The organism is Mesorhizobium loti (assembly GCF_003148495.1).
Classification (GTDB): Bacteria; Pseudomonadota; Alphaproteobacteria; order Rhizobiales; family Rhizobiaceae; genus Mesorhizobium; species Mesorhizobium loti.
The window spans coordinates 1-26870 of the sequence record NZ_QGGH01000020.1 but is presented as its reverse complement, the minus strand read 5'-3'; the positions used below and the strand labels follow the sequence as shown (position 1 = coordinate 26870).

Annotated in this window: 30 protein-coding genes and 3 pseudogenes; 10 read left to right on the top strand and 23 right to left on the bottom strand. The window is 57.0% G+C overall.

What is annotated here, in order from left to right:
- Window positions 1-68 precede the first annotated feature (68 nt).
- The 4 genes and pseudogenes from C8D77_RS33980 to C8D77_RS33965 all read right to left on the bottom strand — a co-directional run bounded on the left by C8D77_RS33980 (window position 69) and on the right by C8D77_RS33965 (window position 3951).
- Window positions 69-1232, bottom strand: a complete 1164-nt coding sequence (locus C8D77_RS33980; RefSeq protein ID WP_245951952.1) for a sugar ABC transporter substrate-binding protein — start codon at window positions 1230-1232, stop codon at window positions 69-71.
- A 101-nt stretch (window positions 1233-1333) separates the two neighbouring features.
- Window positions 1334-2689 carry a sensor histidine kinase gene (locus C8D77_RS33975; protein ID WP_170136895.1) on the bottom strand — a complete coding sequence of 452 codons (1356 nt, stop codon included), beginning with the start codon at window positions 2687-2689 and terminating at the stop codon, window positions 1334-1336.
- A 220-nt stretch (window positions 2690-2909) separates the two neighbouring features.
- On the bottom strand, window positions 2910-3194 hold the full coding sequence (locus tag C8D77_RS33970; RefSeq protein WP_109671823.1) for a hypothetical protein: 285 nt from the start codon (window positions 3192-3194) through the stop codon (window positions 2910-2912).
- A 542-nt stretch (window positions 3195-3736) separates the two neighbouring features.
- Window positions 3737-3951: pseudogene (locus tag C8D77_RS33965) on the bottom strand (CsbD family protein).
- A 383-nt stretch (window positions 3952-4334) separates the two neighbouring features.
- Here C8D77_RS33965 and C8D77_RS33960 point away from each other — a divergent pair.
- Both C8D77_RS33960 and katE read left to right on the top strand, forming a co-directional pair.
- Window positions 4335-4625 (top strand): DUF982 domain-containing protein, encoded by a 291-nt coding sequence (locus C8D77_RS33960; RefSeq protein WP_109671819.1) that lies wholly within the window; start codon window positions 4335-4337, stop codon window positions 4623-4625.
- 177 nt (window positions 4626-4802) lie between these two features.
- A complete protein-coding gene (gene katE, locus C8D77_RS33955) occupies window positions 4803-6869 on the top strand; it encodes a catalase (RefSeq protein ID WP_245951958.1) in 2067 nt (688 codons plus the stop codon).
- A 26-nt stretch (window positions 6870-6895) separates the two neighbouring features.
- Here katE and C8D77_RS33950 read toward each other — a convergent pair whose 3' ends face one another.
- Window positions 6896-7222, bottom strand: a complete 327-nt coding sequence (locus C8D77_RS33950; protein ID WP_146211858.1) for a hypothetical protein — start codon at window positions 7220-7222, stop codon at window positions 6896-6898.
- A 67-nt stretch (window positions 7223-7289) separates the two neighbouring features.
- On the bottom strand, window positions 7290-8456 hold the full coding sequence (locus C8D77_RS33945; protein WP_170136901.1) for an extracellular catalytic domain type 1 short-chain-length polyhydroxyalkanoate depolymerase: 1167 nt from the start codon (window positions 8454-8456) through the stop codon (window positions 7290-7292).
- 226 nt (window positions 8457-8682) lie between these two features.
- Here C8D77_RS33945 and C8D77_RS33940 point away from each other — a divergent pair, with 226 nt between their 5' ends.
- The 3 genes and pseudogenes from C8D77_RS33940 to C8D77_RS33930 all read left to right on the top strand — a co-directional run.
- Entirely contained in the window at window positions 8683-9165 is a 483-nt protein-coding gene (locus C8D77_RS33940) for a pyridoxamine 5'-phosphate oxidase family protein (RefSeq protein WP_109671815.1), read from the top strand.
- Window positions 9166-9294: 129 nt separating this feature from the next.
- Entirely contained in the window at window positions 9295-10332 is a 1038-nt protein-coding gene (locus C8D77_RS33935; protein WP_109671813.1) for a YihY/virulence factor BrkB family protein, read from the top strand.
- 123 nt (window positions 10333-10455) lie between these two features.
- A pseudogene (locus C8D77_RS33930) lies at window positions 10456-10668 on the top strand (DUF763 domain-containing protein); the annotation flags it as partial.
- Between the two features lie 14 nt (window positions 10669-10682).
- Here the strand turns inward: C8D77_RS33930 and C8D77_RS33925 are convergent.
- The 5 genes from C8D77_RS33925 to C8D77_RS33910 all read right to left on the bottom strand — a co-directional run bounded on the left by C8D77_RS33925 (window position 10683) and on the right by C8D77_RS33910 (window position 14622).
- The gene (locus C8D77_RS33925) at window positions 10683-12083 is read right to left on the bottom strand and encodes a phospholipase D family protein (protein ID WP_109671938.1); all 1401 of its coding nucleotides are present in this window, start codon (window positions 12081-12083) and stop codon (window positions 10683-10685) included.
- A 388-nt stretch (window positions 12084-12471) separates the two neighbouring features.
- Window positions 12472-12714, bottom strand: coding sequence for a hypothetical protein (locus tag C8D77_RS33920; RefSeq protein ID WP_109671936.1), 243 nt, complete (start codon window positions 12712-12714; stop codon window positions 12472-12474).
- A 398-nt stretch (window positions 12715-13112) separates the two neighbouring features.
- Window positions 13113-13277 carry a hypothetical protein gene (locus C8D77_RS37890; protein WP_170136894.1) on the bottom strand — a complete coding sequence of 55 codons (165 nt, stop codon included), beginning with the start codon at window positions 13275-13277 and terminating at the stop codon, window positions 13113-13115.
- Window positions 13278-13439: 162 nt separating this feature from the next.
- A complete protein-coding gene (locus C8D77_RS33915) occupies window positions 13440-13682 on the bottom strand; it encodes a hypothetical protein (protein WP_109671811.1) in 243 nt (80 codons plus the stop codon).
- A 76-nt stretch (window positions 13683-13758) separates the two neighbouring features.
- Window positions 13759-14622 carry an ATP-dependent DNA ligase gene (locus C8D77_RS33910; protein ID WP_109671808.1) on the bottom strand — a complete coding sequence of 288 codons (864 nt, stop codon included), beginning with the start codon at window positions 14620-14622 and terminating at the stop codon, window positions 13759-13761.
- Window positions 14623-14706: 84 nt separating this feature from the next.
- On the opposite strand from C8D77_RS33910, the gene C8D77_RS33905 reads away from it, so the two are divergent.
- Window positions 14707-14997, top strand: coding sequence for a helix-turn-helix domain-containing protein (locus tag C8D77_RS33905; protein ID WP_109671806.1), 291 nt, complete (start codon window positions 14707-14709; stop codon window positions 14995-14997).
- Between the two features lie 252 nt (window positions 14998-15249).
- On the opposite strand, the gene C8D77_RS38890 is transcribed toward C8D77_RS33905, so the two are convergent.
- The 3 genes and pseudogenes from C8D77_RS38890 to C8D77_RS38170 all read right to left on the bottom strand — a co-directional run.
- Window positions 15250-15378, bottom strand: a complete 129-nt coding sequence (locus C8D77_RS38890) for a hypothetical protein (RefSeq protein WP_281277070.1) — start codon at window positions 15376-15378, stop codon at window positions 15250-15252.
- Window positions 15379-15389: 11 nt separating this feature from the next.
- Window positions 15390-15599, bottom strand: coding sequence for a hypothetical protein (locus C8D77_RS33900; protein WP_109671804.1), 210 nt, complete (start codon window positions 15597-15599; stop codon window positions 15390-15392).
- Window positions 15574-15696, bottom strand: a pseudogene (locus C8D77_RS38170) (ATP-dependent DNA ligase); the annotation flags it as partial. The gene C8D77_RS33900 and the pseudogene C8D77_RS38170, both read right to left, overlap by 26 nt.
- Window positions 15697-15982: 286 nt before the next feature.
- Here C8D77_RS38170 and C8D77_RS33895 point away from each other — a divergent pair.
- Complete coding sequence (locus C8D77_RS33895; RefSeq protein ID WP_109671801.1) at window positions 15983-16672, top strand: pentapeptide repeat-containing protein; 690 nt, start codon at window positions 15983-15985, stop codon at window positions 16670-16672.
- Between the two features lie 251 nt (window positions 16673-16923).
- On the opposite strand, the gene C8D77_RS33890 is transcribed toward C8D77_RS33895, so the two are convergent.
- The gene (locus C8D77_RS33890; protein ID WP_109671799.1) at window positions 16924-17175 is read right to left on the bottom strand and encodes a hypothetical protein; all 252 of its coding nucleotides are present in this window, start codon (window positions 17173-17175) and stop codon (window positions 16924-16926) included.
- Between the two features lie 113 nt (window positions 17176-17288).
- Between C8D77_RS33890 and C8D77_RS33885 the strand changes: the two genes are divergently transcribed.
- Window positions 17289-17615, top strand: coding sequence for a hypothetical protein (locus C8D77_RS33885; RefSeq protein ID WP_109671797.1), 327 nt, complete (start codon window positions 17289-17291; stop codon window positions 17613-17615).
- Window positions 17616-18220: 605 nt separating this feature from the next.
- Window positions 18221-18964, top strand: coding sequence for a hypothetical protein (locus C8D77_RS37390; protein ID WP_146211857.1), 744 nt, complete (start codon window positions 18221-18223; stop codon window positions 18962-18964).
- 3 nt (window positions 18965-18967) lie between these two features.
- Here the strand turns inward: C8D77_RS37390 and C8D77_RS37385 are convergent, their stop codons facing one another.
- A complete protein-coding gene (locus tag C8D77_RS37385; protein WP_146211856.1) occupies window positions 18968-19465 on the bottom strand; it encodes a hypothetical protein in 498 nt (165 codons plus the stop codon).
- A gap of 607 nt (window positions 19466-20072) precedes the next feature.
- Between C8D77_RS37385 and C8D77_RS33875 the strand changes: the two genes are divergently transcribed.
- A protein-coding gene (locus tag C8D77_RS33875; RefSeq protein ID WP_109671792.1) for an IS5 family transposase occupies window positions 20073-20827 on the top strand; the annotation gives its coding sequence in 2 pieces (ribosomal slippage) (window positions 20073-20406 and window positions 20406-20827; 756 coding nt in all).
- 105 nt (window positions 20828-20932) lie between these two features.
- On the opposite strand, the gene C8D77_RS33870 is transcribed toward C8D77_RS33875, so the two are convergent.
- The 7 genes from C8D77_RS33870 to C8D77_RS33840 all read right to left on the bottom strand — a co-directional run.
- Window positions 20933-22153, bottom strand: a complete 1221-nt coding sequence (locus tag C8D77_RS33870) for a glycosyltransferase family 4 protein (protein WP_109671790.1) — start codon at window positions 22151-22153, stop codon at window positions 20933-20935.
- 14 nt (window positions 22154-22167) lie between these two features.
- The gene (locus C8D77_RS33865) at window positions 22168-22902 is read right to left on the bottom strand and encodes an SDR family NAD(P)-dependent oxidoreductase (RefSeq protein ID WP_109671788.1); all 735 of its coding nucleotides are present in this window, start codon (window positions 22900-22902) and stop codon (window positions 22168-22170) included.
- 4 nt (window positions 22903-22906) lie between these two features.
- Window positions 22907-23692, bottom strand: coding sequence for a 2OG-Fe(II) oxygenase (locus C8D77_RS33860; protein ID WP_170136893.1), 786 nt, complete (start codon window positions 23690-23692; stop codon window positions 22907-22909).
- Window positions 23693-23790: 98 nt separating this feature from the next.
- Window positions 23791-24537: a Stf0 family sulfotransferase gene (locus C8D77_RS33855; protein ID WP_109671783.1), complete on the bottom strand. Its 747-nt coding sequence runs from the start codon at window positions 24535-24537 to the stop codon at window positions 23791-23793.
- A gap of 15 nt (window positions 24538-24552) precedes the next feature.
- Window positions 24553-25305 carry a class I SAM-dependent methyltransferase gene (locus tag C8D77_RS33850; RefSeq protein WP_109671781.1) on the bottom strand — a complete coding sequence of 251 codons (753 nt, stop codon included), beginning with the start codon at window positions 25303-25305 and terminating at the stop codon, window positions 24553-24555.
- Window positions 25306-25365: 60 nt separating this feature from the next.
- Window positions 25366-26448, bottom strand: coding sequence for a cupin-like domain-containing protein (locus C8D77_RS33845; RefSeq protein ID WP_109671779.1), 1083 nt, complete (start codon window positions 26446-26448; stop codon window positions 25366-25368).
- Window positions 26449-26497: 49 nt separating this feature from the next.
- A partial coding sequence (locus C8D77_RS33840; protein WP_215732101.1) for a hypothetical protein occupies window positions 26498-26870 on the bottom strand: 373 nt, incomplete at its 5' end.

The following is a 26870-nucleotide window of genomic DNA, read 5'->3' as shown; positions in this document are numbered from 1 at the left end:
AATCGAAATGAACCTTGTACGCAGAACTGTCGCTCGGCCTACGCGCGAAGGTGCCAGCGCCAGGGCTACTATTTCTGCTCAGACGACCAGGGGAAGTTCACGTATTGGTCGCGCGTGTCGTAGCAGATGTTGCCGTACATCTTGAGGTATGAGTCCCGACGCACCGGATCGGCATAAACGGCCGCTGGATCGGCCAGATCGGCCTCATACTGGGCAAGGTTGCTGTTCGTAAGGGCGATGGGGAGAATATCCATCGCCTGCGGAATACTTTTCCCTTCGAGCCAATCGGCGCCGAACTGGCCCATGGCATAACCGAAGACGGGTGACGACAGAGATATGCTTGCCTTGTAGGGGCTGTCGCCTTTCTTGATTTCGGAGACGGCCTCCGCCTCACCGTCAATACCGCCGAGGAACTGATCGGCCCTGTCCTTGCCGTCAGCGCGCAATGCTTGAAGCGCGCCAAGCACCACCGCGTCGCCGCCGAGAACGACGTCGATATCCGGGTTGGCAAGCAAGACGGTTTTCATGGTGGCCAAACCACCTTCCTTTGTGACAGGTTTTGGCGCGATATCGGCAACGATGGTCACCCCGGGCAGTTGGTTCAGACCGTCGCGCATTGCTTCGAACCGGGGCGCCAGGAACTCCATTGTGTCCTGGGTCAGCAGGACGACTTTGGCTTTGCCCCCGAGCTTGGCGTTGATATGGGCGATCGCAGCGTCGGTGAGAACCTTTCCGGTTTCGTATTGCGGAGCATTGAGCAGCAACGTAGCCGGTGGCGGCACGATGGTCCCAACAAATGCTCCCGACCAGATAACCTTCTGAAGGGTTTTGCTCAGGGCCGCAGGGTCGGGCGATGTAGCGACCAACGCGCCGACTTTGGCGGCGAGCAACGACTGTATCTGCTCAACTGCCTTAGCAGCATCATTTTCCACCAAGACCCTATGATATTCCAATCCGCGATCCTTCGCGGCCATGGCGAGGCCGTGGTCGACGCCTTGCAGGAAGTCGCGCTCATTTTCCTGCACATAGGCCAGCGACTTGGTCAGGCCTGGCGGCGGATTGCATGCCGGCGCTTTGGGGTCGAAGGTAGCGAACAAGGTGCGTTGCGTGATACCCGGTGCGCCTTCCTGCGCTGTCGCCAAGGTCAGGCCACTCATCATCACGATTGCCAGCAGAAGAATGCCCGAAGCCAGTGTCCCCTGCCCCGCGAGCTTGTTTTGATTGGACGGCATGCAGTTTCCCCGGTGTTACCGACCCTAAACGCGAAGAGCGATGATGACGGCGCCGGCTTTTGCCGACGGGGTAGTTTTCCATTTAGCCAGAGCGCCGTCTACTATCCAACGGCTGTACGTCGTGGTTTGGACGAGAACAGCAAATGGGCAGAGGTTCCGGGCTGGCGAGGTCGATAGTCGATCTTGGCTCCCAGGCTGACGCACATGGCATTGACGATTCTGCTGCCGACGCCAGTCCCCTTGGCGGGCGCATCATCGATCCTGCCAACACCGTCGTCCTCAACAACCAATTCCACCTGTTCTTCGGGTAGTTTCTGCAGCCGGACACGGATTACTCCAACGCCGTCGGGATAGGCATACTTGAAGGCGTTGGTGACAAGTTCGGTGACCACCACGCCGAGATTGATGCCGGCATCAGTTTCGAGGTCGACCGGCTCTATCTCAAACACCAAACTGACGCCGTGGCTTTGGCTTTTTAGCGAGGTGCGCAGGTGATCCAGGAGTCCGGTAAGGTACTCCTCCAGCGCAACCGTGCGCACGTCGTTGGAGCCGTAGAGCCGCCTGTGGACAAGCGAGATCGCAAAGATGCGATCCTGAGTTTCGGCGAGCGCATCCTTCGCCGCACGGTCGCCTAGCGCCTTCGCCTGCAGATTCACCAGCGAAGAGACAAGAGCCAGACTGTTGGCCACCCTGTGGTTCACCTCGGAAAGCAGCACTTCCGCCCGATCGCGGGCCTGGGCCAGATCCGTTGTACGAGCGGCAACGCGCTGTTCAAGCTCGCTGTTGAACAGGTTGACCTGATCGCGCGTCTTGCGCAACTCCTTGGTATAGCGAGCGACACCATAGGCTGCTCCAGCCACGACAGCGACGATAACAAGCGCGCCGACGGCCGACACCAGCCGAAGCCATCCACTGTTGGCGCGTTGTTCGGCGACGCCGGACGTCAGGCGGGCGTCCGCGCTTCCAATGATGCCCGAGAAAAAGACATTGGCTTCGTCAGTCAGGGCTTTCCCTTTGTTGGTTCGAACAATTGCCAGGACTTCTTCGTCATGTTGATCTCGCTTTAGAGATATTGTGCTGTCGAACTCTTCAAATTTGGCGGTGAGAATTTGTGATAGCCGTTCCAGAGCCAAATCTGAATTGGGATAGGAGAGCAGAAGGGTCTGCAAGGCCTGCAAATGACGCTGCGCCTGGGTCTTTGCGGACCGGTAGGGTGCCAAATAGATCTCGTTCCCGGTGATGATGAAGCCGCGCTGACTCGACTCAGCCGTCTGCAAGGCATTTCTCAATTCAACTGCCGCGACCCGCGTGTCGCGCGCCGCGATCGCATCGTCAAAATAGGATTGCGCCCTCACGCCCAGCCAAAAGTTCATGGCAACGATAGCCATCAGCGCAACGAACCCGATCAGCAGGGCCGCAGAGGTGAATCGGACTAGGTGGCGGCCGGAAACGGGCATTCGCATTACTCCTGCCCGATTTTGGCGCAGCGCGCTATCGGGTAGCTTCATATGATGGGTTTGAAGCTGCACTGAAGAGGTTTCGTCTGAGCCCTGTTTTGCGCCATGGCGTCCCTTCGTAGCGGTCAAGAACCCACGACAGAACCATTTCGCCTGTGTGAGAAACAAAAAATGGCGGACTCGACGGCCCGCCACTTTCTGTTTGTATTAAGCGAAACGCTCAGTTGGCGCCGCCGAGCTGCTTGGTCATCTTGCAGAAATTGTCGTGCTCCTTGGCAATGGCTTCGTCGCCGCAAGCCTTGGTCATCGCGGCACGATCTTCTTCCGTCATGGCCATCCAGGCGGCCTTGAATTCATCCGCCGCCTTCATCGTCTTCATGCCGGCATCGGTGAAGAAGGGCGACATCTTCGCCGGATCGTCGAGCGCCGAGGTGTTGCCGGCCGAAAGTGCCGCACCAGTGGTCATCGCAAGCGCCATCGCGCCTAACAGCATTTTCATGTTCATGATTATTCCTCCTGATTGATTTTGAGATCGTCAAAGCAGCGATCGAAGCAAAACGAAAAACGAATCGTGTGTACAAAAGTTCCGCGCAATTGCCTCACGGCAGGACAAAGTTTCCCTATTTGACTTAAGGACAAAAAACAGTTCCAGGAGGAACGCTGCAGCTATCCAAAGCTGATGAAATCCGCCGATCCGCATGCAGTCTGTTTTATCCCGTAAGGTGGTCACTCCATTACTATCCGAACCACGCTCGAGGAAGGACGCCGACGAGAACAGCTTGGAACGGTGGCCCACGCCATCAAGTGCAAACGCGGCCCGTTTCGCCTGAAAAATTATCGTCACCTCCTAAGACTTCGACCACGCTGCTGACGCTCAGCCAGTTGCCATCTGTCAAACGGCGATATCGCATTTGCTCCGGAACAAAGGCCGCGCGATTCGTTCCACGGAACCTGGCCGGGGTCGGCCATTTCGGCTGACATCTCGCTCGCCCAGGAGAGGCGAGTGCAGGAAAAAGGGCTAGCGCATTGGCCGACCCTTTTTCAAGCTCACAGCTTCTTGTTGATCGCCGCCGCGGTCTTGTTCGTGGCGTCCTTCACGGCGGCCTTGCGTCGCCGACGGCCTTCTGAACTTTGCCTTTCGCTTCCTGGGCAGCGCCTTCCGCTCTCAGCCTGTCATTTCCAACGGCCTTGCCGACGCCCTGTTTCACGTTGCCAGCTGCTTGGTTTGCAAGGCCGGCTGCTTTGTCGCTTGTGCTTCCCATAACGGTACGCGCTCCTTGGAGGGTTCATCAACCTTTCAGAACGTTGCGCTGTCGATGAAGTTCCTCGGCGGCGAAGATTGTCGACCGATCAACCTCCTCGCAACAGGAATGGATTTGGACGGCTTCATGTCTGGTGGTCGGCTTAGCAATATTGCTGGCCGGCTCATGCGATCCGCTTTGCCACTCTGGATTTCTTTCGATGATGCAACCAGCTTGGGCAGTCGGCGTTAATGGCCCGTCCTATTCTGTATCAAGGGTCGAGAATGTCTCCACATCCGCTTCGAACAGAACAACTGTCCTGCTAGGACTTTTCGCCGGACCCTGGCGTAGCCGAGAGTGGTTCAGCTGGTAGGCACCCGGTCGGCATCTAAGGGAGTGAAGGCATGAGCATATTTCTTCCTCTCAACATCCGATTTGTAGACGGAACCACGATGGTCGTTTCTTCCATCGCAGATGCCCAGAAAGCGCTGGCGTGCCAATGGAGAAACAAGGAAGCCGCGACATACAATGAAGCAGCGCGTCTACTGTCAGCTGCCAAAGAGGGGGTCTGCAAGCCAGCCGTGGCCTTCGCAGTATTTGAGAATGCGGCCCAAACACAGGGGCTCCTTCAGCCCGCCAAACCCAGCTCTGCGCTTGGCCTGCTGGATGATATAACGTTGCCACTGGCCACGTGAACTTCTATGCGCAAAGCGGATCGCTGCTGCGTAGGCTGAACAATTCCCCACGATCGGTAGGTTCGCGCGCTCCAGCAACGCGTTCCGTCGCATGCACGGCCTGTTGCGATTGCTCTGCAACCGCCCATAGGCTTGTTGCTCGCCAGCCGAAACCAGTTGCCAATCTCGGCGAAGTTAATCAGCAACCGCGGGGAACCGCCTGCCAGACACAGCATTGTGACGGCCGAAGGCGATTTTTCGGTGTTGACCACCGCCCAGGGCGGCCCGGTGTCGGATGACCAGAACTCGCTGAAGATCGGCGCACGCGGCCCGACCGTCCTCGAAGACTTTCATTTCCGCGAGAAAATCTTTCACTTCGACCACGAGCGCATCCCCGAGCGCGTCGTCCATGCACGTGGCTACGGCGCCCACGGTTATTTCGAAACTTATGAATCAATGTCCAAATACACCCGCGCCGACATCTTCCAGCGTGCCGGTGAAAAGACGCCGGCCTTCGTGCGCTTCTCCACCGTCGCCGGCAGCAAGGGATCGGCGGATCTGGCGCGCGACGTGCGTGGCTTTGCCGTCAAGCTCTACACGCAGGAAGGCAATTGGGACATTGTCGGCAACAACATCCCGGTCTTCTTCATCCAGGATGCCATCAAGTTTCCCGACCTCGTCCATTCGGTCAAGGAAGAGCCCGACCGTGCCTTTCCACAGGCCCAGTCGGCGCATGACAATTTCTGGGATTTCATCTCGCTCACCCCCGAAAGCATGCACATGATCATGTGGGTGATGTCGGATCGGGCCATCCCGCGCTCCTTGCGCTTCATGGAGGGTTTCGGCGTCCACACCTTCCGGATGGTCAATGCCAAGGACGAATCCACCTTCGTCAAATTTCACTGGAAGCCGAAGCTCGGAATGCAGTCGGTGGCCTGGAACGAGGCGGTGAAGATCAACGGTGCTGATCCGGATTTCCATCGCCGCGACCTTTGGGATTCGATCCAGGCCGGCAATTTTCCGGAGTGGGAGCTCCAGCTGCAACTGTTCGATCAGGCGTTTGCCGACAGCTTCGATTTCGACGTGCTCGACGCCACCAAGCTGATCCCCGAGGAAATCCTGGCGCCGATCCCGGTCGGTCGCCTGGTGCTTAACCGCATGCCCGACAATTTCTTCGCTGAGACCGAGCAGGTCGCGTTCATGACCCAGAATGTCCCACCCGGCATCGATTTCTCCAACGACCCGCTGCTGCAGGGACGGAATTTTTCCTATCTGGATACGCAGCTGAAGCGGCTCGGCGGGCCGAACTTCACGCATATCCCGATCAACGCGCCGAAGTGCCCGTTCCATCATTTCCAGCAGGACGGCCACATGGCCATGCGCAGCCCCGTGGGACGGGTGAACTACCAGCCGAACTCCTTCGGCGAAGGGCCGCGGGAGTCGCCGGAGCGCGGGTTCCGCTCGTTCGCCGAGCCCGAAGAAGGTCCCAAACAGCGCATTCGCGCCGAGAGCTTTGCCGATCACTACAGCCAGGCACGGCAGTTCTACATCAGCCAGACACCGACGGAGCAAGGACACATCGCGGCTGCCCTGACCTTCGAACTCAGCAAGGTGAAAACGCCGGTCATTCGCGAACGGATGGTGGCGCACCTTCTCAACATCGATGATGGGCTTGCCAAAAAAGTTGCTGCCGATCTTGGATTGAAGGCGATGCCAAAACCCGCTGATGCGGCAGTCGCCACCCGCCAGGATCTCGGCGCCGCGCCATCGCTCAGCATCCTGGAAAACGGGGCTCAGCAGTTCAAGGGCCGCAAGCTCGGCATCCTCGTCACCGACGGTACCGACGCCGCACTGCTGAAGGCACTGACTTCAGCCTTGGCCAAGGCCGGCTCCAGTTTCGAGATCATCGCTCCCAAGGTTGGCGGCGCCAAAGCCAGCGACGGCAGTTTTATCGAAGCGGATCAGATGCTCGCGGGCGCTCCCTCCGTCCTTTACGATGCGGTGGCGTTGTTGCCCTCGCAGGCGGCCATCGCCGATCTTGTGAAAGAATCGACCGCTCGCGATTTCGTCGCCGATGCTTTTGCGCGTTGCAAGTTCATCGGCTACGTCGAAGCGGCAACGCCCCTGTTGGAGAAGGCGGGCATCGCGGACAGCCTGGACAAGGGCCTCATTTCGTTGTCCGGCCCGAAAGACGTTGCCGGCTTCCTGGGCGAGCTCGGCGAACTGCGCCTGTGGGATCGAGAGCCGAAAGTGAAAATGTCGTAAGTCCAGCAGCGCTCCCAAGGTCAGATTCAGTAAAAAAAGGACACGACCGCATTGGACCTGCCCTCTTCCAGAGGTAAGGCGCCCTTATCACACTGTCGGAACGACGAGGTTTCAAACGCGTTTGGGAGACGTCGACGCTCTCCGTCCTCGACGGTGTTTTCGTTAACTTGGAAGGCTTTGCCCTGCAGCTTCGTCCGATTTCGCTTGCTGCTGGAATTCTCGGTTCGCGGCACTTGTAACGGCGCTTGCGATCCGATCGGCTCTCCGCCTTCAACGCTGTTTTCGTTCACCTGGAAGGCTTTGCCGTGCAGTGTCTGCTTGGTCAAATCGTTCGTTGTGGGCTCTTTCGCCATTTCGTCCTCCATTGCTGGAACACAACTCCCGCCATCGCGGCGCGTTCCGACGTCCGCGCGCGGATGGCTAGCGCATCAAACCGGCGGCGCGCAGGGCATCCTCAATGACCTTGGTGATGCCAGCGGCTGAACCGCGCGCATCACCCGACCGCGCTTCCGCGGCGGGATCGATGCGCACAGCGCGCGGCTTTTCAGCGATGTTGTAGGTCTTCAACGCGTTGTGGGAGGCGAGCGCCGTGGAGGCTGCCTCTGTCTTCTCCGCGCGCCGCACAGGTGGCTTCGCGAGGCCCCAGGAGCAGGCTATATGGCGTGTCGAGGAAATCCCGACATCCAGCATGAATGGCCCTGCCCCGCCCAGCCCATCGTCGCCGGCCGTCTTCAGTGGTGTGCCGTGGCCCATCCCGGCAACGGTATATTTCTCGATCAGTTCTCGGCCGCTGCTGTCGCACCAGACCTGTCGTGTCTGACCATCGACTGTCTCGACTCGCGTCGGGCTGGTGCCCACGTTGTGAACGCCATGCCATTGCGCGACGATGGCATCCGCGTTGGACGGCACCACGGTGTTGTCGGCCGAGCCCTGCCAGACCGAAATCTTCGGCCAAGGACCTTTGTGCGGCGAGGCTTCGCGCACAAGCCGCTGGAGTTCAGCTTTGGACGGACCGCCATGGCCACGCATGCGGTCGAAGGCTTCGGGGATCGTTGACGCGCTACCGTAGGCCAGTCCGGCAATGATTGCGCCGCCGGCGAAAACCTCGGGATAGGCGGCCACCATCACTGTCGCCATGGCGCCGCCGGCGGAGAGGCCGGTGATAAAGATGCGCTTGCGGTCGAGCCCATGCGCGACCACCGCTGCCTCGATCATCTGACGGATGGACAGGGCTTCGCCACTGTCGCGCCTGATATCTCCAGGAACAAACCAGTTGAAACAAAGGTTAGCGTTGTTGGCGCGTTGCTGCTCGGGGAATAGGACCGTAAAACCCTGCTCGGCGGCCAGTTGCGACCAGCCGGAACCATGATCATAGCCGGCTGCGATCTGCGTGCAGCCGTGCAGCACGACGACAAGCGGTGCATCCTCCTGTAGATTTTCGGGAACGAAGAGGCGTGCACGCAAAGCACCGGGATTGGAACCAAAGCCGGTCACATCGCACAGTCGATCGTCACGGTGCTTTGCGGAAGCGACCGGTCGACCGCGCATGGCGCTCAGGCGGGCGATCGTATCTGAGATGTTTCGCAAATCGATATCCTTGCTCTCCGGAATGGCGTCGCACACAACGCGCTTGCAGCAATATCGTTGCTGCACCTGTTTATCCATTGATAACCTTCGTTTCAGCAACCTCATAGGCACTTGCTAACCAGGCGGGCGGCACCATCCGACCTCAGATGCGTCTTTGTTCAATTGAATGGAACAGACATGACCCGCGGTCGTTTGCCTTCTTTCGCAATGCTGAAAGGAAGTGCATATGCCGACCCCTGCCGAACTCGAAGCCAAGTTCTGGAAGACCCTCAAGGCCGACATGACAATGATGATCGGCATCGACGGATCGAAAGTGATCCCGCGACCGATGACGGCGCAGCTAGAGGGTGACCGAAACGGTCCGATCTGGTTCTTCACCGCAAAAGACAGCGAGCTTGTTCAGGGCCTGGGGAGCGGCAGGCAGGTAACCGCTACCTTCACCTCCAAGAACCATGATCTGTTTGCTACCGTGCAAGGGAAGCTCTGGCTGGACAAAGACCGCGCGGCGATTGATCGGCTTTGGAACCGCTTCGTGGCTGCCTGGTTTGAAGGCGGGAAAGAGGACCCCAAGCTTGCGTTGCTGCGGTTCGATCCGCAGGAGGCAGAGATTTGGCTGGATGGCTCAAGCGTGATGGCGGGCATCAAGATGCTGCTCGGGTTCGACCCTAAGGAGAGCTACAAGGACAACGTCGCCAAGGTCGATCTGTAGTCGTCAGGACTGCACTCGAGATAAAAGTGAATGTAGATCAGCCATAGCAACTTCCCGCAACGGCGCGGCCTCGGCAGGCTTTCTGCCAAAGCAAAGACAGGATTTCCAACGGAACGGAGCCATCACGCGATGGACAACAAGCCCTCGTTAATTGATAACGAAGCGGCCAGTCGCGCGGAATCAACGACGGAAGCGAGTAGGGCTGCGCTAAGGTCAGAGCATGGGGATCGGGGGCGCGATGCAGCATGGCCGTCGCAAATTCCGGCCCTCGGTTGGAAGGACATTTTCTGGCGCCTTTGGGAAGAGTTCAATAAGGACCGGGTTCTGTTGGTCGCGGCCGGAGCCACCTTCTATCTCCTGCTTGCGCTGTTTCCGGCGCTGGCGGCCTTCATTTCGATCTATGGTTTCGTCGCCGATCCAGTCACCGTTGCGGACCATGTCGCGTATCTTGGCGGATTGTTGCCATCGGGAGGTCTCGACCTCATCCGTGATCAGCTGCATGCCCTTGCCACACAGAAACCGGCAGCACTCGGGACCGGCTTTTTCTTCGGCCTGGCCATCGCGCTCTGGAGTGCCAACAGCGGGATGAAGGCGCTATTCGATGCAATGAACATCGCCTACGAGGAAAGCGAGAAACGTACCTTCATCACCCTGAATCTTATGTCGATCCTGTTCACGGTTGGGGCGTTGGTCATCGGCATCGTTTTGCTGCTGACGGTTGGCGTTGTCCCCGCGCTGTTGCGCTTTTTCTATCTTGATGCCTGGACGGAGACGCTTGTGAACGTTTCGCGATGGCCGGTTCTGATGGTGGCAATGCTGTCGGGAATTTCATTGCTCTACCGCTTCGGCCCAAGCCGCGAGCGTGCGAAATGGCGATGGTTGAGCTGGGGTGCCTTTTCGGCGACTGCAGTTTGGATCGCTGCCTCGTGGCTGTTCTCATTCTATCTGCAACATTTCGCCAACTACAACGCCACATACGGATCGCTTGGTGCGGTTGTCGGCTTGATGATGTGGACCTGGATTTCGGTCATCATCCTGATCGCTGGTGCGGCAATCAATGCGGAGATGGAGCATCAGACGGCGATCGACTCGACCACGGGTCCGGCGCTTCCCATGGGCAAGCGTGGTGCAGTCGTCGCCGATACGTTGGGAAAAGTAGCCGACTGATAGCCCAAGGCAGCTTCCTGTTTGCCAGTTGGATGACTATCTGTCGAAGGCAGCGAACAGGACAGGCCGCACAAATTGTCCCAACGATGAGGAAGTGCCGATCTTCCGCTTCATGGCGGGCGCGTGCCGAAAGGGCTCGGCGACCGCATGACGCGCCTTGGTGCCGTCATGTGCGAAGCGATCATCCATCACTATGGTCGCAACGAACCGCTGCGCAGGCTCGCCCATCCTTTCTGGTTTCAATCCTTCGGCGCGGTCATGGGGACGGATTGGCACTCCTCGGGCATCACGACCAGCGTCGTTGGCGCGCTGAAACGTGGACTGACGCCACTAAGTTCTTGTGGTGCTGGCTAAAGCTGAGACTCAATCGGTAAGTGGCGAACCAAGGCTGACAGGATTCGGCGAAAAACGCCGGCCTCTGGCTCATGGGTATAGTCCTGGAGCTCGCCTTCATCGCACCCATGCCAGTGCAAAACATTGTTTCTCAATTCAAGCCGATAGCTGGCTTCTGGTGCTATCTCGGCTTGAAAGCGCTGCCGAAGCTCAGCTACCAATTTCTCATCTTCAAACAGCACGCCCATTTCGGAATTCAACGACACGGACCGTGGATCAAAATTGAAGGAACCGACGAACCCGGTCTTGTCGTCAACGGTGAACGCTTTCGTGTGCAGGCTGGCACCCTTGGAGCCAAATACAGAGATCACCGCTTGACGGCTGAAAGGTTGAAGCTCGAAAAGCTTGATACCATTCCTGAGCAAGCGCTTGCGGTAGTTTGCATAAGCACCATGGACCGCTGCGACATCTGTCGCCGCCAGGGAATTGGTCAAAACGGAAACATCGACCCCCTTCGCCACCAGGTCCAGTAAGACGGCGGAACCCCTTCTCCCAGGGATGAAATAGGGGGATACAATTTCAAGGCAATTGCGTGCCGACTGAATGATTGGGAGCAGTTCCCTCATGAGCCAGCTCCGCCGTCTCCAGCCGCGCACCTTTTCTGGAGGATCCGAAATCACGCGCGCTTGAGCGACCCAATGCACCTCGTTGCTTGCGGCGATGAACTCTGTAATCGACACGCGGTCACCGATGGCATTCAAAAGCTTTGACGCGGTATCAGCATCGCTTCTTTCAAACAGATTAGCATGCGCGGTCTCGGCAACTGAACCGAGGACGCCAATCAGTATTGCTTCCTTGCAAGCCCAAAACGCCTCAAAGATTTGAGCGGTTTGCTGCACCGCAGGACCGAGGAGCAGCACGTCGAGATCCCGGAAATTGGTTTCCGCCGCATCAAAATAGGCGTCTCCTACATTGCGCCCGCCGACGATGGCGATCGTATCATCGGCGATCCAGGCCTTGTTGTGCATACGCCGCGTGAGCGCAAAAAGCCGCATAAGCAGTTCCACACCACGCATTATCCTGCCGGGCCTGATGCCGCTCGGATTGAAAACCTTCACTTCGATGTTGGGATGATTGCTCAACGCCAGATAGGTGGAATCGTTTTTGCGCGGATTGGTGTCGTCGAGGAGCATGCGCACCCGCACGCCGCGCTCAGCGGCCCGGAAAACCTCTTCCAGGAGCAGGCGACCCGTATGGTCATCGTGCCAAAGGTAGTACATCAGGTCGAGAGTGCGAATGGCGCTTCTTGCCGCCAGAACGCGCACGGCGAAGGCGTCATAATTGTCCGGGACAAGCAGCAAGCCACTCCTGCCAGCCGCGATGTTGTAGTCCGCAATTCGCGAAACGGATATGTCCATGAAATGACCACTCATAGCCGGCGATCGACGCCGGGCCTGTATAAAATAATAGCAAGAACCTTTCAGCCAGGATCTGGTTGCATCGGTACGGCCTAATCCGCTGGGGGTTCAACGGCCTCGACGTGCTATGTGAAGAATGATAAGCAAACTATCCAGCACCATGCAGAACCTCGTTACCGCCAGCCATGTGGCGGAAGGTGGTCTGGCGCACGCCGGCTCCCCCGGCGAACTCGAGAGCGGCGGCTAAATCCAGGACGTCCTCGGCGATCGTTTCAGCACCCTCCGCACATCCGAAGCCGAGGTTCCGGATCTGCGATTCTTCCCAAGATCAAGCGGCGGCCGCCTATCAGTGCCCTACCATGGCCGCGTTAGGTGCCTTACTGCTTCTTTAAAACCCGACGACAATCCAAGGATTGGTATCGTATCCGAGGCGCGGCTTTTCCGGCGTTGCTCCATCCGGCAATTTGGCCGTTCCAGTCATACTGCAGTCCAGCTCCGGCACCGGCTTCTTGGCCGAATGCTTGGTAGAGCATAGGGCCGCAGCATTACTGACCACCACCTTCTTCTCTTTGGCAACAGCGACCCCGGTCGCAGCGATTACGATCGCCGCGCAAAACATAGCCACTCTCATCGTACTTTCCCCACGGTTGCGCATCCCCAAGATGCTGGGGCGTGACGTTACGTCACTTTTATATTAGCGCAAGCGAATATTGCGGCCTCTAGCGGATACGTGATCGCACCATACCGACACGCTCGCGAATCCGTCACGCCTGAGGGGCGGCGGACCTGATTGTCCGCTTGGCCGGCGCCGCGCAGCACAACAGCTCCCAGCCCAATGGCGCCGGCCATTCTACCCACGGAACTTCCCGACGCTGGCGACGTTGGCCTGTATGGCTCTCGTTACACGGTTTGCGTTTGCAGCGGCCGTTCTGTTTATCGTGCTGCTCTTCACCCATGCAGCCCGAGACCTTCAAAGCTCGCCCAGGTACCATAGTTCATGTCGCCGATTGCAGCGGCATCGAGAGCCGTCTAGCGCCTCTTAGGCTTCGGCGTGATCTCCTCGACCCGCACCTTGTCGCCGATCTCCTTTGCCATGGCCAGCGCCTTAGTCTTGTCCTTCGTGGTCAGCACCGTACGCCAATGCGGCTTCTCGAAAACTGAGATGATATAGGTTGTGGCCGGCTTGTCGGTCATCTTTTCCCCTGATCGGTAAAAGCCCGCGCCATGGAGGGACCAAGGACGCGGGCCGGCTGAGCTGTGACCCACTAGCCTTTGCCGGATGCCAGTGACAACATCCGAGCATGAACTCAACTATTCGACGCTGCTAATCTTCCGTCAAGCATCGGTCCCTAGACGCTACCCAGCCGTAGGGCCCTTAGACGGACCTGTCCCGTTCCAGTGAATGAAGGTAACTTCCTTCCCGGTCACGTCCCGCACTGCTTTCAACAGCACTTCATGCAAGACGCGCGTTGCCCGGTAGTGGTCGCAATGCGGCGATATGAAGGGTTTCACGATGCTCTTGTGCAGCGCTTCCGCCGCCTCCAGAAAGCGCTCGATTTCGGCCTGAGAAAATTGCTTTAAGGGTTTTGATCTAGCCATGGTGACGAACTCCGTTTGAGGGATCGCCGCAACGGGAGGATTATATTCCTGAGATCGATAGTGGCAGCAAGCGCCTCTATCGCTTATCCCGGAAATCCAGCAGCTTCGCGTGCCGCAGCTTATCCTCGCCCTTAAGGAACCGCACGCGGCCGACGAGACCGGGTTTCAGCCATTCGACCTTGTCGTTCTTGAGCCCTATCGGGACAGGTCCACCGACCTTTCCCTGCACGCGGTCCCATAGGCGCTGGCGCATGTCAGCCTTGAAGGTGACGAAGGCGCCGCCGGCATAAAGGCCCTTGTCGGCCATGAGCACCATCGCTGGCTTGCCGGTCTCGCGCTGCACGCCGATGATGTCCATTTCCTTTTCGGTGTAGCACTTGATCTTGCGCCAGTTCATCGTTGGCCCGCTGCGATAGGTGCTGTCCTTGCGCTTCGAGACCATTCCCTCAAGCCCCGCTTTGTCGGCCAGGCAATAGACGGCGTCGCCGGTGCCAGGCATCGCTTTGCTGAACTGAATGCGGCCGACGAGCGGGATCATCTCCTGTAGTATCTTGCGACGGTCGTCCACCGGCACGTTGCGCAAATCATGCCCGTTCAGGTGCAGGACATCGAATGCAACCAAATACAGGTCGCGCGACGGCTTACGCCTGGTCATGGCTGATTGTAGGGCGTGGAAGTCGGACAGCCCTGCCTCGTTGACCGTTATCGCCTCGCCATCGATGATGAAGCTTTGAGCCTCGATCGCCTCCGCCTCTTCGGCGAGATGGATATAGCGGCTCGTCCAGTCATAGCCGTTCTTGGTGATCAGCCGAATACCATCTTCATCCTTGATAAGTTGCGTCCGGTAGCCATCGAACTTGATCTCATGCAGCCATTCACCGCCCTGTGGCGGCGTGTCGACCAGATCGGGTTCCATGGGCTTGATGAACTTCAGACGCATGCACTGACCTGCATAATGCGGATCAATTAGCTCGCGCTAAAACAATTCCGGAACATTTTAGCCATATTGAATGTTTCGAGTTCTATGGACAGTCTAAACCTACTCTCAGCGGATCAATCAAGGGCAGCACGAGCCCTACTGAACTGGTCGCGAGTGCGCCTTGCCGCAAAGGCTAATCTTAGCGAAATGACGATCCGCGATTTTGAGAACGGCTTTAGGAAACCGCGCCCCCATAATATCGCTGCAATACGCCAAGCGTTGGAGGACGCCGGAATTGTTTTCAACGTCGAAGGCGCTCCGTCGCTAGCCCGCCCTGAAGGCGATAGAGGTCTCACGACCGACAATGGAATGTCGCGCCGCCGGCAGAGAGCATAAAGGATAAAGCCATCCCGCCGGTAGCGGACGCACGTTTAAGAGGTAGATCAAGCAGAAAGGCCGTCGTTTCCCACGAACGACGGCCTCGCCCCCTGCCCAACCCCCCCAGGAAAGCACGGCCTCATTAGAGCGAGCTGAAGTGCGTGTCTTAAACTTTGACATAGTCAGAAAATTTGGCCTTGATTGGAAGGGAGTGCATCAAATCTCAGTAGGCTGATTGTCGACTCCGGCTTCGTCCGGCCACCCGCTTCGCTAACAGCTAGGCGTCGACAAATTCCTGCCAGTATCCGGCACCGCACGCTCCTTGCCGTCCTTGCGAGCCTGGGCGCCGTACAGCCGGGCGTAGTTGGCGCGCTCCTGGTCCTTCTTAGCGACCGCCATTTTCTTCCTCCTCAACGCCCCAAGGGCCGTTTTGAAAGCGAGACAAGTTCAGTCTCGTCTTTGATACCGGCCATATAATTGGCGATGATCCTGGAGGCGATGGCGTCTCGCGCCTCTGGCGACTGGTCATGAAGCTTCAAGTGCTCATAGACCCTGCCGAGCAAAGCCAACTCTGATGGATCGAAAATGCCGGCCTCATTCGCCTTGGTGTGTATTGGCATCGATATCCTCCCGGAAGTCCTGCAGAGAAGCGTGTCGCAAATCCTCTTCGCCGCGCAAGTGCTTCACGCGGCCGATTAGACCAGGCTTCACCCATTGCGCCACGTGATGGATGACTGGATGGCCGACATCAGCCACCAGGGCGGCCCCGTGGCCTTATGGGAGGCGCATGTCTGGCCGGCCTCAACTGGCCCGTCGACGCCGACGCATTTTGGCCCGCTGCCTCACGGTGGCGGGCTTTTCATTTGGCTGTGGGGACCAGGCGGGATTGGCGGGAAAATGCTGTCGCTTTCGAGTGTCAGCAGATCGGGGAAATGCTGTCGCTTTCGAGTGTCAGCAGATGTGGTAAGATTGATTGTCGGCGAGGAGCAGAGGTCCAGCAACAATGACTTTGAGACGAACCAGAGCTTACGGCACATCCGGCTTGGTTCTAGCGGTTTGCATTGTATTTGCTTGGCAGAATGCCACTGCCGCGACGCCTGGCGTCAATTGGCAGGACTGTGACAAAAAGCTTCTCATCCTAAAAGGACAGGACCTGAGCGGGTCGAACCTGATCGGTGTTGATTTCACTTCGACCGACCTCAGTAACAGCAATCTCCTTGCGGCAAATTTTGAGAAGGCAACGCTTGTGCGTGCTTCCCTGGCCGACTCGACCGCCAAAGGCGCCCGGTTCGACAAAATCGAGGCCTACAGGACCGACTTCAGCCATATGGACGCGCAGGGCGCTGTGTTTACGAGCGCGGAAGTGCACCGCTCGAATTTCCAGGACGCCAATCTGACCAATGTTGATTTCACAAAGGCGGAATTGGGGCGAGCGCAGTTCAATGACGCCGACATCAGCGGCAGCCGCTTTTCGTTTGCCAATCTCGCGCGGGCGGACTTCCGAGGAGCGACGTTCACCGCGCCGATAGACTTTGACCGCGCTTTTTTCTTCCTGACCCGTATCGAGGGCCTCGATCTTTCCAATTCAGCGGGTCTATCCCAGTGGCAGCTCAACATGGCTTGCGGAGACGCCCGGACCGAGTTGCCTTCTAGCTTGACGAGGCCTGAAGACTGGCCCTGTAGCGAGCCATAGGCTCGGCGCCGTGTCGCTGCCACCTCCTCGCAACGACTTGACGATGGTTTGGATGTTCATCTGAGTTCGAACTTTCGGGCTGTGGACATGCACGAAAGATGCCGAACGAAACACGACGAACGAAGGGCTCAAAACACGACAAACGCGACAAACACGACAGTTTACTTGATGCCGAGTTTTGCTTGCATTTTTGATATCGAGACGAGCCAGCGCCCGCCGCATTTCCACGCGAAGTTGTCGTCGCGTTGGCACTAGGCGAGGATCCTCACTTTCGAAGTGTCGAACCGTTTTGCCGCCGCTCCCGTCTCGATCCACTCCTTGCCGATAAGGTCTGTCCGCCTCTCTGGCTCGACAGCAGATGTTTTGGGTGAAGGTAACGCCTGCTGAAGGCCATGCCCGATGTAGCCGTGCAGTTCGGCGAGCCTGGCGGCAAGTGCCGTCTCAGCCGCTTTGATCTCCGCCACTAGACTCGCCAAGTGGGGATCCTGTTGGGCTAGCGTCATTCTGCTCCCCTAACTGGTCCGCAGCCGTTACCAACTTTCTTCGACACAGGAACAAAACCCCGGCAGCGATGTTTAGGTGGCGAAGGGCACCTTAAATTCTCGGAGAACTGATAATGAAAACCACCCTCATTCTGGGCGCGATGGCGCTTTGCTTGGCCGCGCCTACGGTGGCTTCGGCGGATGCGATCGTCATCACCACAAACCGCCATCATCACCGCAATCTGGATAATAATACCCACGTTGCCGTCATCAACGAGGACGGACAGCGCCTCCATCATCGCAAGCATGGAACCGAGGCGTTCTACGATAACGGCAAGCGCCATTGGCATCGGAAGCACCGCCCCGATACCATCGTCATCAGGCGCGCCGACGATCGCCCCATGCATCGCCACCGCCACATCGTGATTCAGGACGACCAGGGCGACGACAGCGAGGACTAATCTCGGATCACAGACCCGGCGCTGCAAAAGGAGCCGGGTCAGGCCGTGGAACCGGCAGAAGGCAACATGCGTTGCCCTTGCATGGTCGATTACCTGAAATCGGTTCTCCAAGAACTCTTGCCGGCCTGGCTCAGCCGAAAGGCGGCCCACGTGGACGTGCGCCCAGCGGAGCAGCAGCCACCAATGCGCGGTCAACATCGTCGGCAAAAGAGCGTCCGAAGAGGCCTGTCGGCAGCTCCCTCGTGGGAACGAAAAAAGAAGAGAAGAAGAACTTTCGTGTGCGATTTTTGCACACAGCATCTCGTAACTAACTGATTATATTTAGGTATCTGCCCCATCCATCACGACTCCAATCCGGCCTTCGCGCCCGAACTCATCAACGATGCAGAGTTGAGCGATTTTGCCCACCGCACAATCCGCTTCATCCAAAGATAGCGCCTGGAAAGGCCAAGCTGACAAAATGAGAACCAGTTCGACCTTGCTGGGGGCCTCAATCTGCCTGCCGAGAGCCACTTTGGCTCAGAAGGGCATGCTTGCGGCTCCTCTTCGTGCAACGCCCGCCACATGCCGCCGGTTCCAGCCGAAATCTTTGAACGGCTGATGCTATGCAAGCGACGACCTCGCCTATAGATTGTTGGTTCTGGACAGGCTGGGGCGCATCGACTGTGGAAGGAAAGCTCCTTAGTTCTTTGGGAAAAATCGCTGGGATTGGCGGGGTAGCCCTCGGCATTTTTCTTCTGCTGTTTCAGGGTGTGCTTCAACAGAAGTTCATGCCGGGAACCGGGCTTGATTCGTCGCACGCGTTTGCCGTCATCATGTCATTGATGCTGCTTACTTTTGGCGTAGCTGCAATCGGAGTGTTTGCATGGCTGATTGCACGAACGACAGGCCCACAAACACCCGTATCTGGCCCCATTTTGACAATTCTGACCGCCTTGATTGTGCTTGTTATTGCCGCGGCGGTCTATGAAGGCGCACAGGCTGGCGGCGATCTAAATCCCAAAGTAACGCCACAAGCGATACAAACAATCACAAAACTTGTCGAGGATGAAGATAGAACTGCTTGGTCAGGGGGTCGTGATGAACCTAACCCCGGCTGCCAAGATCATGACGTGGATAGCTGTATATCTCCATTGCACGGAGGTACATTTGTCCCAAGGTCAGCTGCATTCGTGACAAGAAGCATGAGCGACCCGACTGCAATTCGCACGAATTACAAGCTAACCACTGATAAACCATATCATATCTGTTTTAGCCTTCATGCGCAAACCGGTGCCTGCGAAACTCGGTACGAGATGATCGGACATGCTTCGGGACTAGAGCAGTACGAGACCAATGGAAGTCTTTAAATTTCAGCCTAGCTGAGCAAGCTTCTCCGATGGCCGGTCTGCACAAAAGAACGGCAGGTGGTCAGCCGCCACCCTCCTTGATGAGTTCACCGCATGACGACCGCGCGCACAATCGATGGGTTTGGTGGAGGGTATCGTTTTGAGCAGATAGCACTGACCGCCATATTTGTTTTGAACGTGAGCGTTGGACAACTCGTCACCGAAGCATACGCTCAGCAGCATATGACTATTAAGGTTGAGGCGCGATATGGGACAGAGCGCGAAAAAGCTACCGTTGGTTACGCGCACTTTAACAATAATTGGGCGCCTACCGTAGACTCGTTCAACCCTACAAAGCAATGGCAGCTTTGCACGCGCGATTTCAGACTTCGCCGATATGGGGAAATCAAATCGGCTCTCGCCACTTGTAAGGCGCTCGCCCCACCGCACAGCGACATGCACGAGGACGTCGTGTGTGCCAATCCAGAACGGCCCGCTCGTGCTATACGTGAGCGCGTCCATCAAGTGTGTTCCGCACCGGACCCATCCTTTCCGACCCCATCCACAAGCACCCACAATTCGGCTGGCGGCGCGAGGGAGAAAGTTCGAAAAGCTTCCATGAGCCCCAGCCAAATATGCCCTGTGAATATTTTCGTCTTAGTGCAATCGCTCGAAGCAGCTGCAGCCGCCGATTCAGTAAGTAAGTCAGAAGGTTGCTTGAAACCGCAGTCTCGTCCATCGACACGTCCAGCCCACAAAACAATCCATCAACCGCCTCCTGCGTTTTTGACAGCAGGTTTCTGAGCATCCAGCGGGACGTGCGGCGCGGGCTTGGAAGATGAAGGAGCGACCTGCAGATTACGGGCCGCAATCCCTCGGTCGTGCAGTAACCGTCAGGCCCTGCGCCTGTATGAACGGGTCCTTCTTCGGATGTTCCTGGATCAGGGTCGCCCGATGTAGCTTGCGAAGAAACACAACGAACCGCTTGTGCAGCTTGTCATGCCGGGATGCAGACTCCGTACCAGTCTAGAGTTGGAAGCGATGTCGTGACCACTAGGCTCAGGACCTATTAAAACTCTTGCGGCGACGCCAAACGGCTGATTCATTTGCGGTGCGAGGAGGCGCTGCAATGAGTGATTTGATCTGGCTGTCGGAGGCGCAGATGCATCGGATCGAGCGGCATTTCCCGCTGTCTCACGGTGTGCCGAGGGTCGATGATCGGCGGATCGTCAGCGGCATAATCTTCGTGATCAGGAACGGCCTGCGGTGGCGCGACGCACCCAAAGAGTATGGTCCCCACAAGACGATCTACAACCGCTTCATCCGCTGGAGCCGCCTTGGCGTATTCAATCGGATATTCGCCGAATTGGCGGCAAAAGGCGGCAAGCCCGATCAACTGATGATCGATGCCACCCATTTGAAAGCACATCGAACGGCCGCCAGCCTGCTAAAAAAGGGGCTGTTCCCCGACGTATCGGGCGAACCAAGGGCGGCCTGAACTCCAAGCTGCATGCTGTATGCGATGGACATGGCCGGCCGCTGATCATGCTGCTCAGCGAAGGGCAGATGAGCGACTACAAAGGCGCCGCGCTCATGATCGACGCCTTCCCGAAAGCCGCAGCCTTACTTGGTGACAAAGGCTACGACGCCGACTGGTTCCGCACGGCCCTGGCCGATCGCGGCATAGCCGCCTGCATCCCGTCCAAAGCCAATCGCAACCTGCCGATCCCGCACGACACCGTGCTATACAAAAGCCGCCACAAGATCGAGAACATGTTCGGCAGGCTCAAGGACTGGCGGCGCATCCACACCCGCTATGACCGCTGCGCCCACACCTTCATGTCCGCGATCTGTATCGCCGCAGCCGTAATCTTCTGGCTCTGATCAATGAGTCCTGAGCCTAGGTAAGGCGCGCAGATCCGGCTTCGGTGTTGATTCTTGCAGCAAGGTCCATCGCTGCGAGCAACAGTGCAGTCTTCTCCGGCTACACTATTGAACTGGGCCGACGAGTTTCTCATAGCGGTCCGCCAACTGGCGGATTTGCTCCAATCCCCAAGCCCTGACTAGCCCAGCGCCGGGGCGATACAAGAAGGAATTGAGCTGCATACCATAGGAACGATGGATCGCCGCTTCTAGCCACGGGTTCTGTGTATTCTGACCTGGGATAAAGTTCGGCAGCGCTTGGCTATAGTAGGGAATGCTGTCGAGGCAACCGTTGACGAAATTGCGTCTGCCGCTCTGCCGCAGATAGCTAAGTCGCGGAGAAAAGGTGTCTGCATTGTGCAGCACAAAATGCCATGCGTCCGCTAGCGCTTCGGCGTCGAAGACGCAGCAGACCCCGGCCCGCTCCGGCATAATCGCGAAACCTTGGCGCGCGTACTGATTGAACTCGCGAAAGCAGACGACGGGCAGATTGCAGCTCATCGCCTCCCCGAGGCTACGATTTTTCCCCTCGATCAGCGACCCGAGCACGAAAACCCGAGCACGCGAGTAAAATCGAGGCAACTCGCTCCAGTGGTCCACATATCCTATCAGGTCAATGAAATCCTCCACGCGTCCGAGCAGCCGCTGCAGCATCGCAAGCTGCTCTCGTGCATATGGGGCGAGAGACTCCGCCGTGACGCCGCCTCTATGCCCGGTTATCAAAGTCATGCGCAGCGACGAGCGATATTTTGCCCGGTAAACCAGGAGTGCCTTGGCAATCATCTGGATATTCTTCACATCTTGAAGACGTGAAACGCAGAGGATATCGATGTCCCGTTCCGTCCCTCGCACTGGCGCAAAACGAAATTCGTCGAGGAAGTCAGTCTCCGCTAGCGGGATCAGGGGAATGTTTGCCTTCTCGGGGTTGCGTTCGCGAAACCATTTTTCCCGAGCTGCATTGCGATAACAGGCAAGATACCCGTCTGCCTGTTCGGACCAAGGATAAGAAGAAAACATGCTGTAAGCCATCGAATTAAAAAATACCGACAGTTTCGGTACAGCATGAGCAAGGAAATCGACCCCCCTGCTGAAATACAGCCCCTTAACGAAAACACCTTCATACATCATCGGGGGCAAAACCACACAGACGTCTACACGAGCAGCGACATCTGCGTCGTCATCCATCAATTCCCACGTAAATGAATCTATATCAGCATATATCTCAGATATCGATTTTCGGATGTCGGTATCTCTGATATATTCAATCGGAAATCGACCGTGAGCCATATCTTACGTCCACGTCATGGGGAATACATCAGCTCTCCATCAGCGTCGAATACGACTATCTGACCAGTAACGGCCTCTGAATCAATTCGATTCAGCAGCCGAGCAACATCCTCTGTTGCGACGATGCCGGGAAATGCATTTGGAGCGACAGCGTTGACACGAACGCCGAATGCGTGAAATTCGTTCGCCAAGTGACAACTCATGTAATTGAGAGCCGCTTTGGACGCACTATAGACGCCTTGTTTCGAATTTTGGTATATGTACACTCCAGACGAACTTGAAACGTTAATTACGTTCCGGTTTGCCTCGCGATTTTCTTGCAGTTTGTCGCGCCAGAATTCGCTTGCGATCTTGACTGATAATCTAAGCGGAACGACAACATTCATCTCAAACTGTTGCATAGCACAGTCAACGAGCATCCTGTCATCCACTGCCGACCCCCAATGCGAGAAGACCGCGTTGTTGATCAGCAGGTCTATTCTACCAAACCGCGCCAAGGTGAGCTCGACAACTCGGTCGATTTGCGCGGAGTCGAACAAGTCAGCTTTGATGACGAACAGGGAGTCGGGGTCACCGGCGCCGGACATCTGCTTACATGGATCAAAAATCTCGGTGTGCTGTGAAGGGAGCAATGGAATGTTTTCGTGATAAACAGCCGCGATCTTGTACTCCTTCCTGAACAACTCGCAGAACTTCGCCCCGAGCCTGCCACTTGCCCCGGTGATGAGGCACACGCGCGATGCGATCATTGCCTCAGGTCCATTTAACGATTTTGTCTTCACCCCAGCGCGAGGCAACGTCCTCGACGCTACGATGCAGCCACATAATAAGACTGTTCCTCGCACCCCGTGTATTGCTCATGTAACTGTGAAATGACCAAGGCGTACATTCGAACAATAAGAGTGAATTGTTCAGAGGCGGAATGGTGACATCGGGACTGCCTACGGGACTGTCCTTGTATCGATAAAGGCCAGTGCAGCCTCCGTCTCCCCACTCCCACCCGTCGTTGCAGAGATAGAATATCATGGCCACGGCTCTGACCACCTTGCGACCCGGCGGTTTGCCGTTGGGCACCACACCTCGAGCATAGCTGCATTGATCGTGCCTCACGATATTAATCCCATCATCGCTGCGGTAGTCTACGAAGAAGGCAGGGTTGAGGTCGTTATGCACCCACCCATCAAGGCTTCCAGGGGCGTGATGATGTATGCCGCAATTGACATGTCCGGTACACGGCACTTGAAACAGCCCTGCGATCATGTCGTGAAAATGCCGCGTCATGAACAATGCGAACGGCCCATTGTAGTCATATGGAAACGTCATTCCATAAGCGTCGTACCCCGGCATACTTCTCGAAATGCGTCGGCCGCGTGCCTGCTCGCCAAGCCCATCCCGCAGGATCCGACGGAACGCCTGGTCAAGTTGGTCGTAGTAATCCGAGATGAAGACCGAGGTCGCCGTGATATGACGGAAAGGGGCCGAAGTCCTGCACCAAGCGCGATTGTCGAGCACCTCCTCGAGGCGAAACTCGCTTAGCATGATCGCTCCTCTTGAACCTGCCATTCACGCGACTGGAGGACTTAGTCGTTCGGTCAGGACGCCGTGATGTCGGCCAACCGAAGACCCAGTCCATCTGCTTAATGAACACCTGTTGGTGCCCCTGAAGAAATACTCCCGAAAGTGCCTTTCATGCCGAGATACCGTTCAATCCATTCTTCAGTGACCTCGTCTGCCTGACGCCTCAGCCGCGAGCGGATCTTCCCCAGCTTCGCATATTCGATCCCGAGATGCTGCAAAACTAGCTCGACTGCTTCGACGTGATTGTCGCAGAACTCTTCATAGACGAGAACCAGTGGGTCGATATCATGCTCGTCGAAATACCGTTGCCAACATGCCTCATGCCGAAGCAGAAGGCGCTCGAGTTGTAAAATGCGTTGGAAATCAAAATCCGGCAATCGTGCGACTGGGGGGGAAATCCCCGCTATATCCCACCAAACGCCCGTTCGAGTTGCGCGGTAGTAGGAGACTGCCTGTCGGACTTTATCGCGCCGGGTCAGCCAGATGTATTTCAATTTTGGAAAACGTCGAGCCATCAACAGCGCAACAGGTAGTTCTCCGGGCTGTCGATGGGATATGATCCGTGGCGCATGCTCGAATTGATACCAATGTAATTTTGCACCAAAGACGCGGTTGCTGGTCATACCCTTGCGTATTATGCGGTTGATAGCCGACGGCAGAGCGTCATTCGTCATAGCTGAAAAGAGTTGCGGCTCGAAGTATTCCCGTGGACGCCCGGCCACACCGGTCTTCTCAAGGGACTCCGCTAGAAGCCAACTGCCCGAACGAGGCAGGGTGCAGATGAAATAACTGGTATCTGGCGTCACAACTTACTTCCTTATTCAGGGCGCTGAGATCTTTTGTGCATAGAGCGACAGAAATGCAGGCGCGAAGGTCTGAACCTGCTCCTCGATCTGCGGCCCACCAGGCTGACCGCCTGCCTTCCGCTCGGCGAAGTGCCGAATGCTGAAACCCGCGTCGCACAATCCGCCGATCAGGGCGGTGTGAGTATGAAGGTAATGGACACACTCCGCGCTTTGTCCATCGACGGTGGAATGGCGGCTGACCCAGCCATAGCCGGACACGTATGGGATCACGAGTTCATAGCCGCGACCTGTCCAAGGACGGTCGTCGGACAGTTGCATATGCACGGGGCTCCAGTGCTCGGCCATGTAGCACCCATTCGGCCGCAGAACCTTCGCTACTTCGGTATACAGTCGGTGGACGTCTGGAACATAGCACGAGGAGACCGCTTGATAGACGAGGTCGAAATCGCGTCCATGAAGCATGGACAGATCCAGCATATCTGCTTCTACGCACTCCAGATCATAGCCGAGGGCAGTTGCCACGCTGGCATCCAGGCCGATCTGTTCAGGGCAAAGGTCTACGGAAGTGACGCGGCACTCCAGCGAAGCGAGCATCGGTGCCTGCTGACCGCCACCTGATCCGAGACAAAGCACATGACGGACTTCAGACCAGTCGATCCAAGCATTAGGATCGAGCCACGCTTTTGCCCAGTTGGCGCTCTGTCGTGGATGAGGACGCGACGAATCATATCCGCTCCTGGCAAGATGGGACCATGCTCGTCTATTCATCGTCTTGTAGTCGAACGTCCCGTTTCGGGTTTCCGAATGCACTCAGACCTCTCTCTATTCTTAAGGGCGAGGTAGGTACAAATTAAAATCGTTTGGATAGTGGAAGTTTGTATAGGATACCATGATAGAGACATCTATAGATTGAACATAGTGCCACCATCCAACAGGTATAAAAAGAACGTCTCCGGGAAACAATGTCAAAGCTATTGGCGATGATTCTTTGTAGAGCGGATGTTTGTCGTAGTCTGGAAGCGAACAATTCACATCCCCGTAGCATCCAGACTCGTTGTATATAAATGGAGTATCCTCTGGTGATACTAATATGAAACGCTTTTTGCCAAATATTTGGGCAACAAGCACATTCATCAGATCGTGATGTAGGGGCGTAATCGTTCCTGACGGTCCAAACCAAAGGAAAGTCTTCCTTTTTCCGTCATCGTGATTTATGTACTCATCAATTCGTGGAATTTGGTCGTAGAGTTTAGCAAACTCTTCTCTTTCAAAAAAGTGGTTGTTAGCGACCAGATAATAGTCGTTACTCGGCCCTCCAGCGGTCACCATCGACACGTACTCGGCCATCTTTAGTTCACGACGATGTAGATCCGAATTCAGTTCGTAATGAGGGTCGGAGCCCCGCCCCGCCATGATCTGGACATCGGCGTTTCCGCACATTTCCGCAAGATATTCCGGCGTCCAGTCACGGCGCGCAACACTCCCCGCAAGCATCCCGGTGAGGATAACAGGCCTGTTTGCGGCATAGTAGCGATCAAGGAACTCGCCGCGTGAGATCTTGCTTCTGCGCTCTATCGTTTGCGCGTTGAAGCCTAGATTTCTCAATGTCTTTCGCGCCTGGAGAATTGACTTGAGCTTCAGATATCGTTTCGTCGTGAGTTCGGCAACGCGGCGATACGGGTTATCCTGTTCCGAGCGCAACTCCTCTTCGACGATGTGACGGGAGTACCCAGCCTTCACGGCTGCTTCAACGAGAACATCTGGCGGGGTTCCTAGAATTCTGTTCTCCGCGATCCAAATCCGCCACTCCATAGGCAGAGTTTGTTCGGCCACCGCGGGTAAGCCTTCGGTGGGCTGAGACGTCTCGCGGCCAACCGGATCGACAGAACTTCGCTTCGCATTCGGCGGCATAAGGCATTTCTCCTATATGCGAGCCCGGCTTAATACCGGGCCCGCTCACTTACACGTTCACCGTCCTGTTCTTCCCCGAGGGGCCTGCGTGCCCGGTCGGATACCCGCCGGTTTCGGCACGGGGCCGGGCCGGCGCGGAGAGCGAGGCAATTTCTCTCCTCCTGGTCCCGGAGGCGGTCCAGGCGGAGGACCTGGTGGCGGCCCGGGTGGAGGACCTGGAGGAGTCGGCGTCGGCGTCGGTGTCGGCGTCGGCGGCGTCGGCGTCGGCGGGGGCGTCGGCGGAGGTGTTGGCGTCGGCGTTGGCGTTGGCGGCGGCGGTGTTGGCGTCGGTGTTGGCGTCGGCGTCGGCGTCGGCGTTGGCGTGGGTGTCGGCGTCGGTGTCGGCGTCGGCGTCGGCGTCGGCGTCGGTGTTGGCGTCGGCG

Coding starts and splice junctions, on each gene's coding strand:
- C8D77_RS33915 (WP_109671811.1), bottom strand. CDS start 13,682: ATGGCTAGATCAAAACCCTTAAAGCAATTTTCTCAGGCCGAAATCGAG.
- C8D77_RS33895 (WP_109671801.1), top strand. CDS start 15,983: ATGACTTTGAGACGAACCAGAGCTTACGGCACATCCGGCTTGGTTCTA.
- C8D77_RS33850 (WP_109671781.1), bottom strand. CDS start 25,305: ATGAATAGACGAGCATGGTCCCATCTTGCCAGGAGCGGATATGATTCG.
- C8D77_RS38890 (WP_281277070.1), bottom strand. CDS start 15,378: ATGGCGGTCGCTAAGAAGGACCAGGAGCGCGCCAACTACGCCCGGCTG.
- C8D77_RS33975 (WP_170136895.1), bottom strand. CDS start 2,689: ATGCCCGTTTCCGGCCGCCACCTAGTCCGATTCACCTCTGCGGCCCTG.
- C8D77_RS33940 (WP_109671815.1), top strand. CDS start 8,683: ATGCCGACCCCTGCCGAACTCGAAGCCAAGTTCTGGAAGACCCTCAAG.
- C8D77_RS37890 (WP_170136894.1), bottom strand. CDS start 13,277: ATGACCGACAAGCCGGCCACAACCTATATCATCTCAGTTTTCGAGAAG.
- C8D77_RS33950 (WP_146211858.1), bottom strand. CDS start 7,222: ATGGCGAAAGAGCCCACAACGAACGATTTGACCAAGCAGACACTGCAC.
- C8D77_RS33890 (WP_109671799.1), bottom strand. CDS start 17,175: ATGACGCTAGCCCAACAGGATCCCCACTTGGCGAGTCTAGTGGCGGAG.
- C8D77_RS33870 (WP_109671790.1), bottom strand. CDS start 22,153: ATGGCTCACGGTCGATTTCCGATTGAATATATCAGAGATACCGACATC.
- C8D77_RS33960 (WP_109671819.1), top strand. CDS start 4,335: ATGAGCATATTTCTTCCTCTCAACATCCGATTTGTAGACGGAACCACG.
- C8D77_RS33905 (WP_109671806.1), top strand. CDS start 14,707: ATGGACAGTCTAAACCTACTCTCAGCGGATCAATCAAGGGCAGCACGA.
- C8D77_RS33910 (WP_109671808.1), bottom strand. CDS start 14,622: ATGCGTCTGAAGTTCATCAAGCCCATGGAACCCGATCTGGTCGACACG.
- C8D77_RS33925 (WP_109671938.1), bottom strand. CDS start 12,083: ATGGACATATCCGTTTCGCGAATTGCGGACTACAACATCGCGGCTGGC.
- C8D77_RS33885 (WP_109671797.1), top strand. CDS start 17,289: ATGAAAACCACCCTCATTCTGGGCGCGATGGCGCTTTGCTTGGCCGCG.
- C8D77_RS37390 (WP_146211857.1), top strand. CDS start 18,221: ATGCAAGCGACGACCTCGCCTATAGATTGTTGGTTCTGGACAGGCTGG.
- C8D77_RS33920 (WP_109671936.1), bottom strand. CDS start 12,714: ATGAGAGTGGCTATGTTTTGCGCGGCGATCGTAATCGCTGCGACCGGG.
- C8D77_RS33865 (WP_109671788.1), bottom strand. CDS start 22,902: ATGATCGCATCGCGCGTGTGCCTCATCACCGGGGCAAGTGGCAGGCTC.
- C8D77_RS33845 (WP_109671779.1), bottom strand. CDS start 26,448: ATGCCGCCGAATGCGAAGCGAAGTTCTGTCGATCCGGTTGGCCGCGAG.
- C8D77_RS33935 (WP_109671813.1), top strand. CDS start 9,295: ATGGACAACAAGCCCTCGTTAATTGATAACGAAGCGGCCAGTCGCGCG.
- C8D77_RS33860 (WP_170136893.1), bottom strand. CDS start 23,692: ATGCTAAGCGAGTTTCGCCTCGAGGAGGTGCTCGACAATCGCGCTTGG.
- C8D77_RS37385 (WP_146211856.1), bottom strand. CDS start 19,465: ATGGACGCGCTCACGTATAGCACGAGCGGGCCGTTCTGGATTGGCACA.
- C8D77_RS33970 (WP_109671823.1), bottom strand. CDS start 3,194: ATGAACATGAAAATGCTGTTAGGCGCGATGGCGCTTGCGATGACCACT.
- C8D77_RS33900 (WP_109671804.1), bottom strand. CDS start 15,599: ATGCCAATACACACCAAGGCGAATGAGGCCGGCATTTTCGATCCATCA.
- C8D77_RS33980 (WP_245951952.1), bottom strand. CDS start 1,232: ATGCCGTCCAATCAAAACAAGCTCGCGGGGCAGGGGACACTGGCTTCG.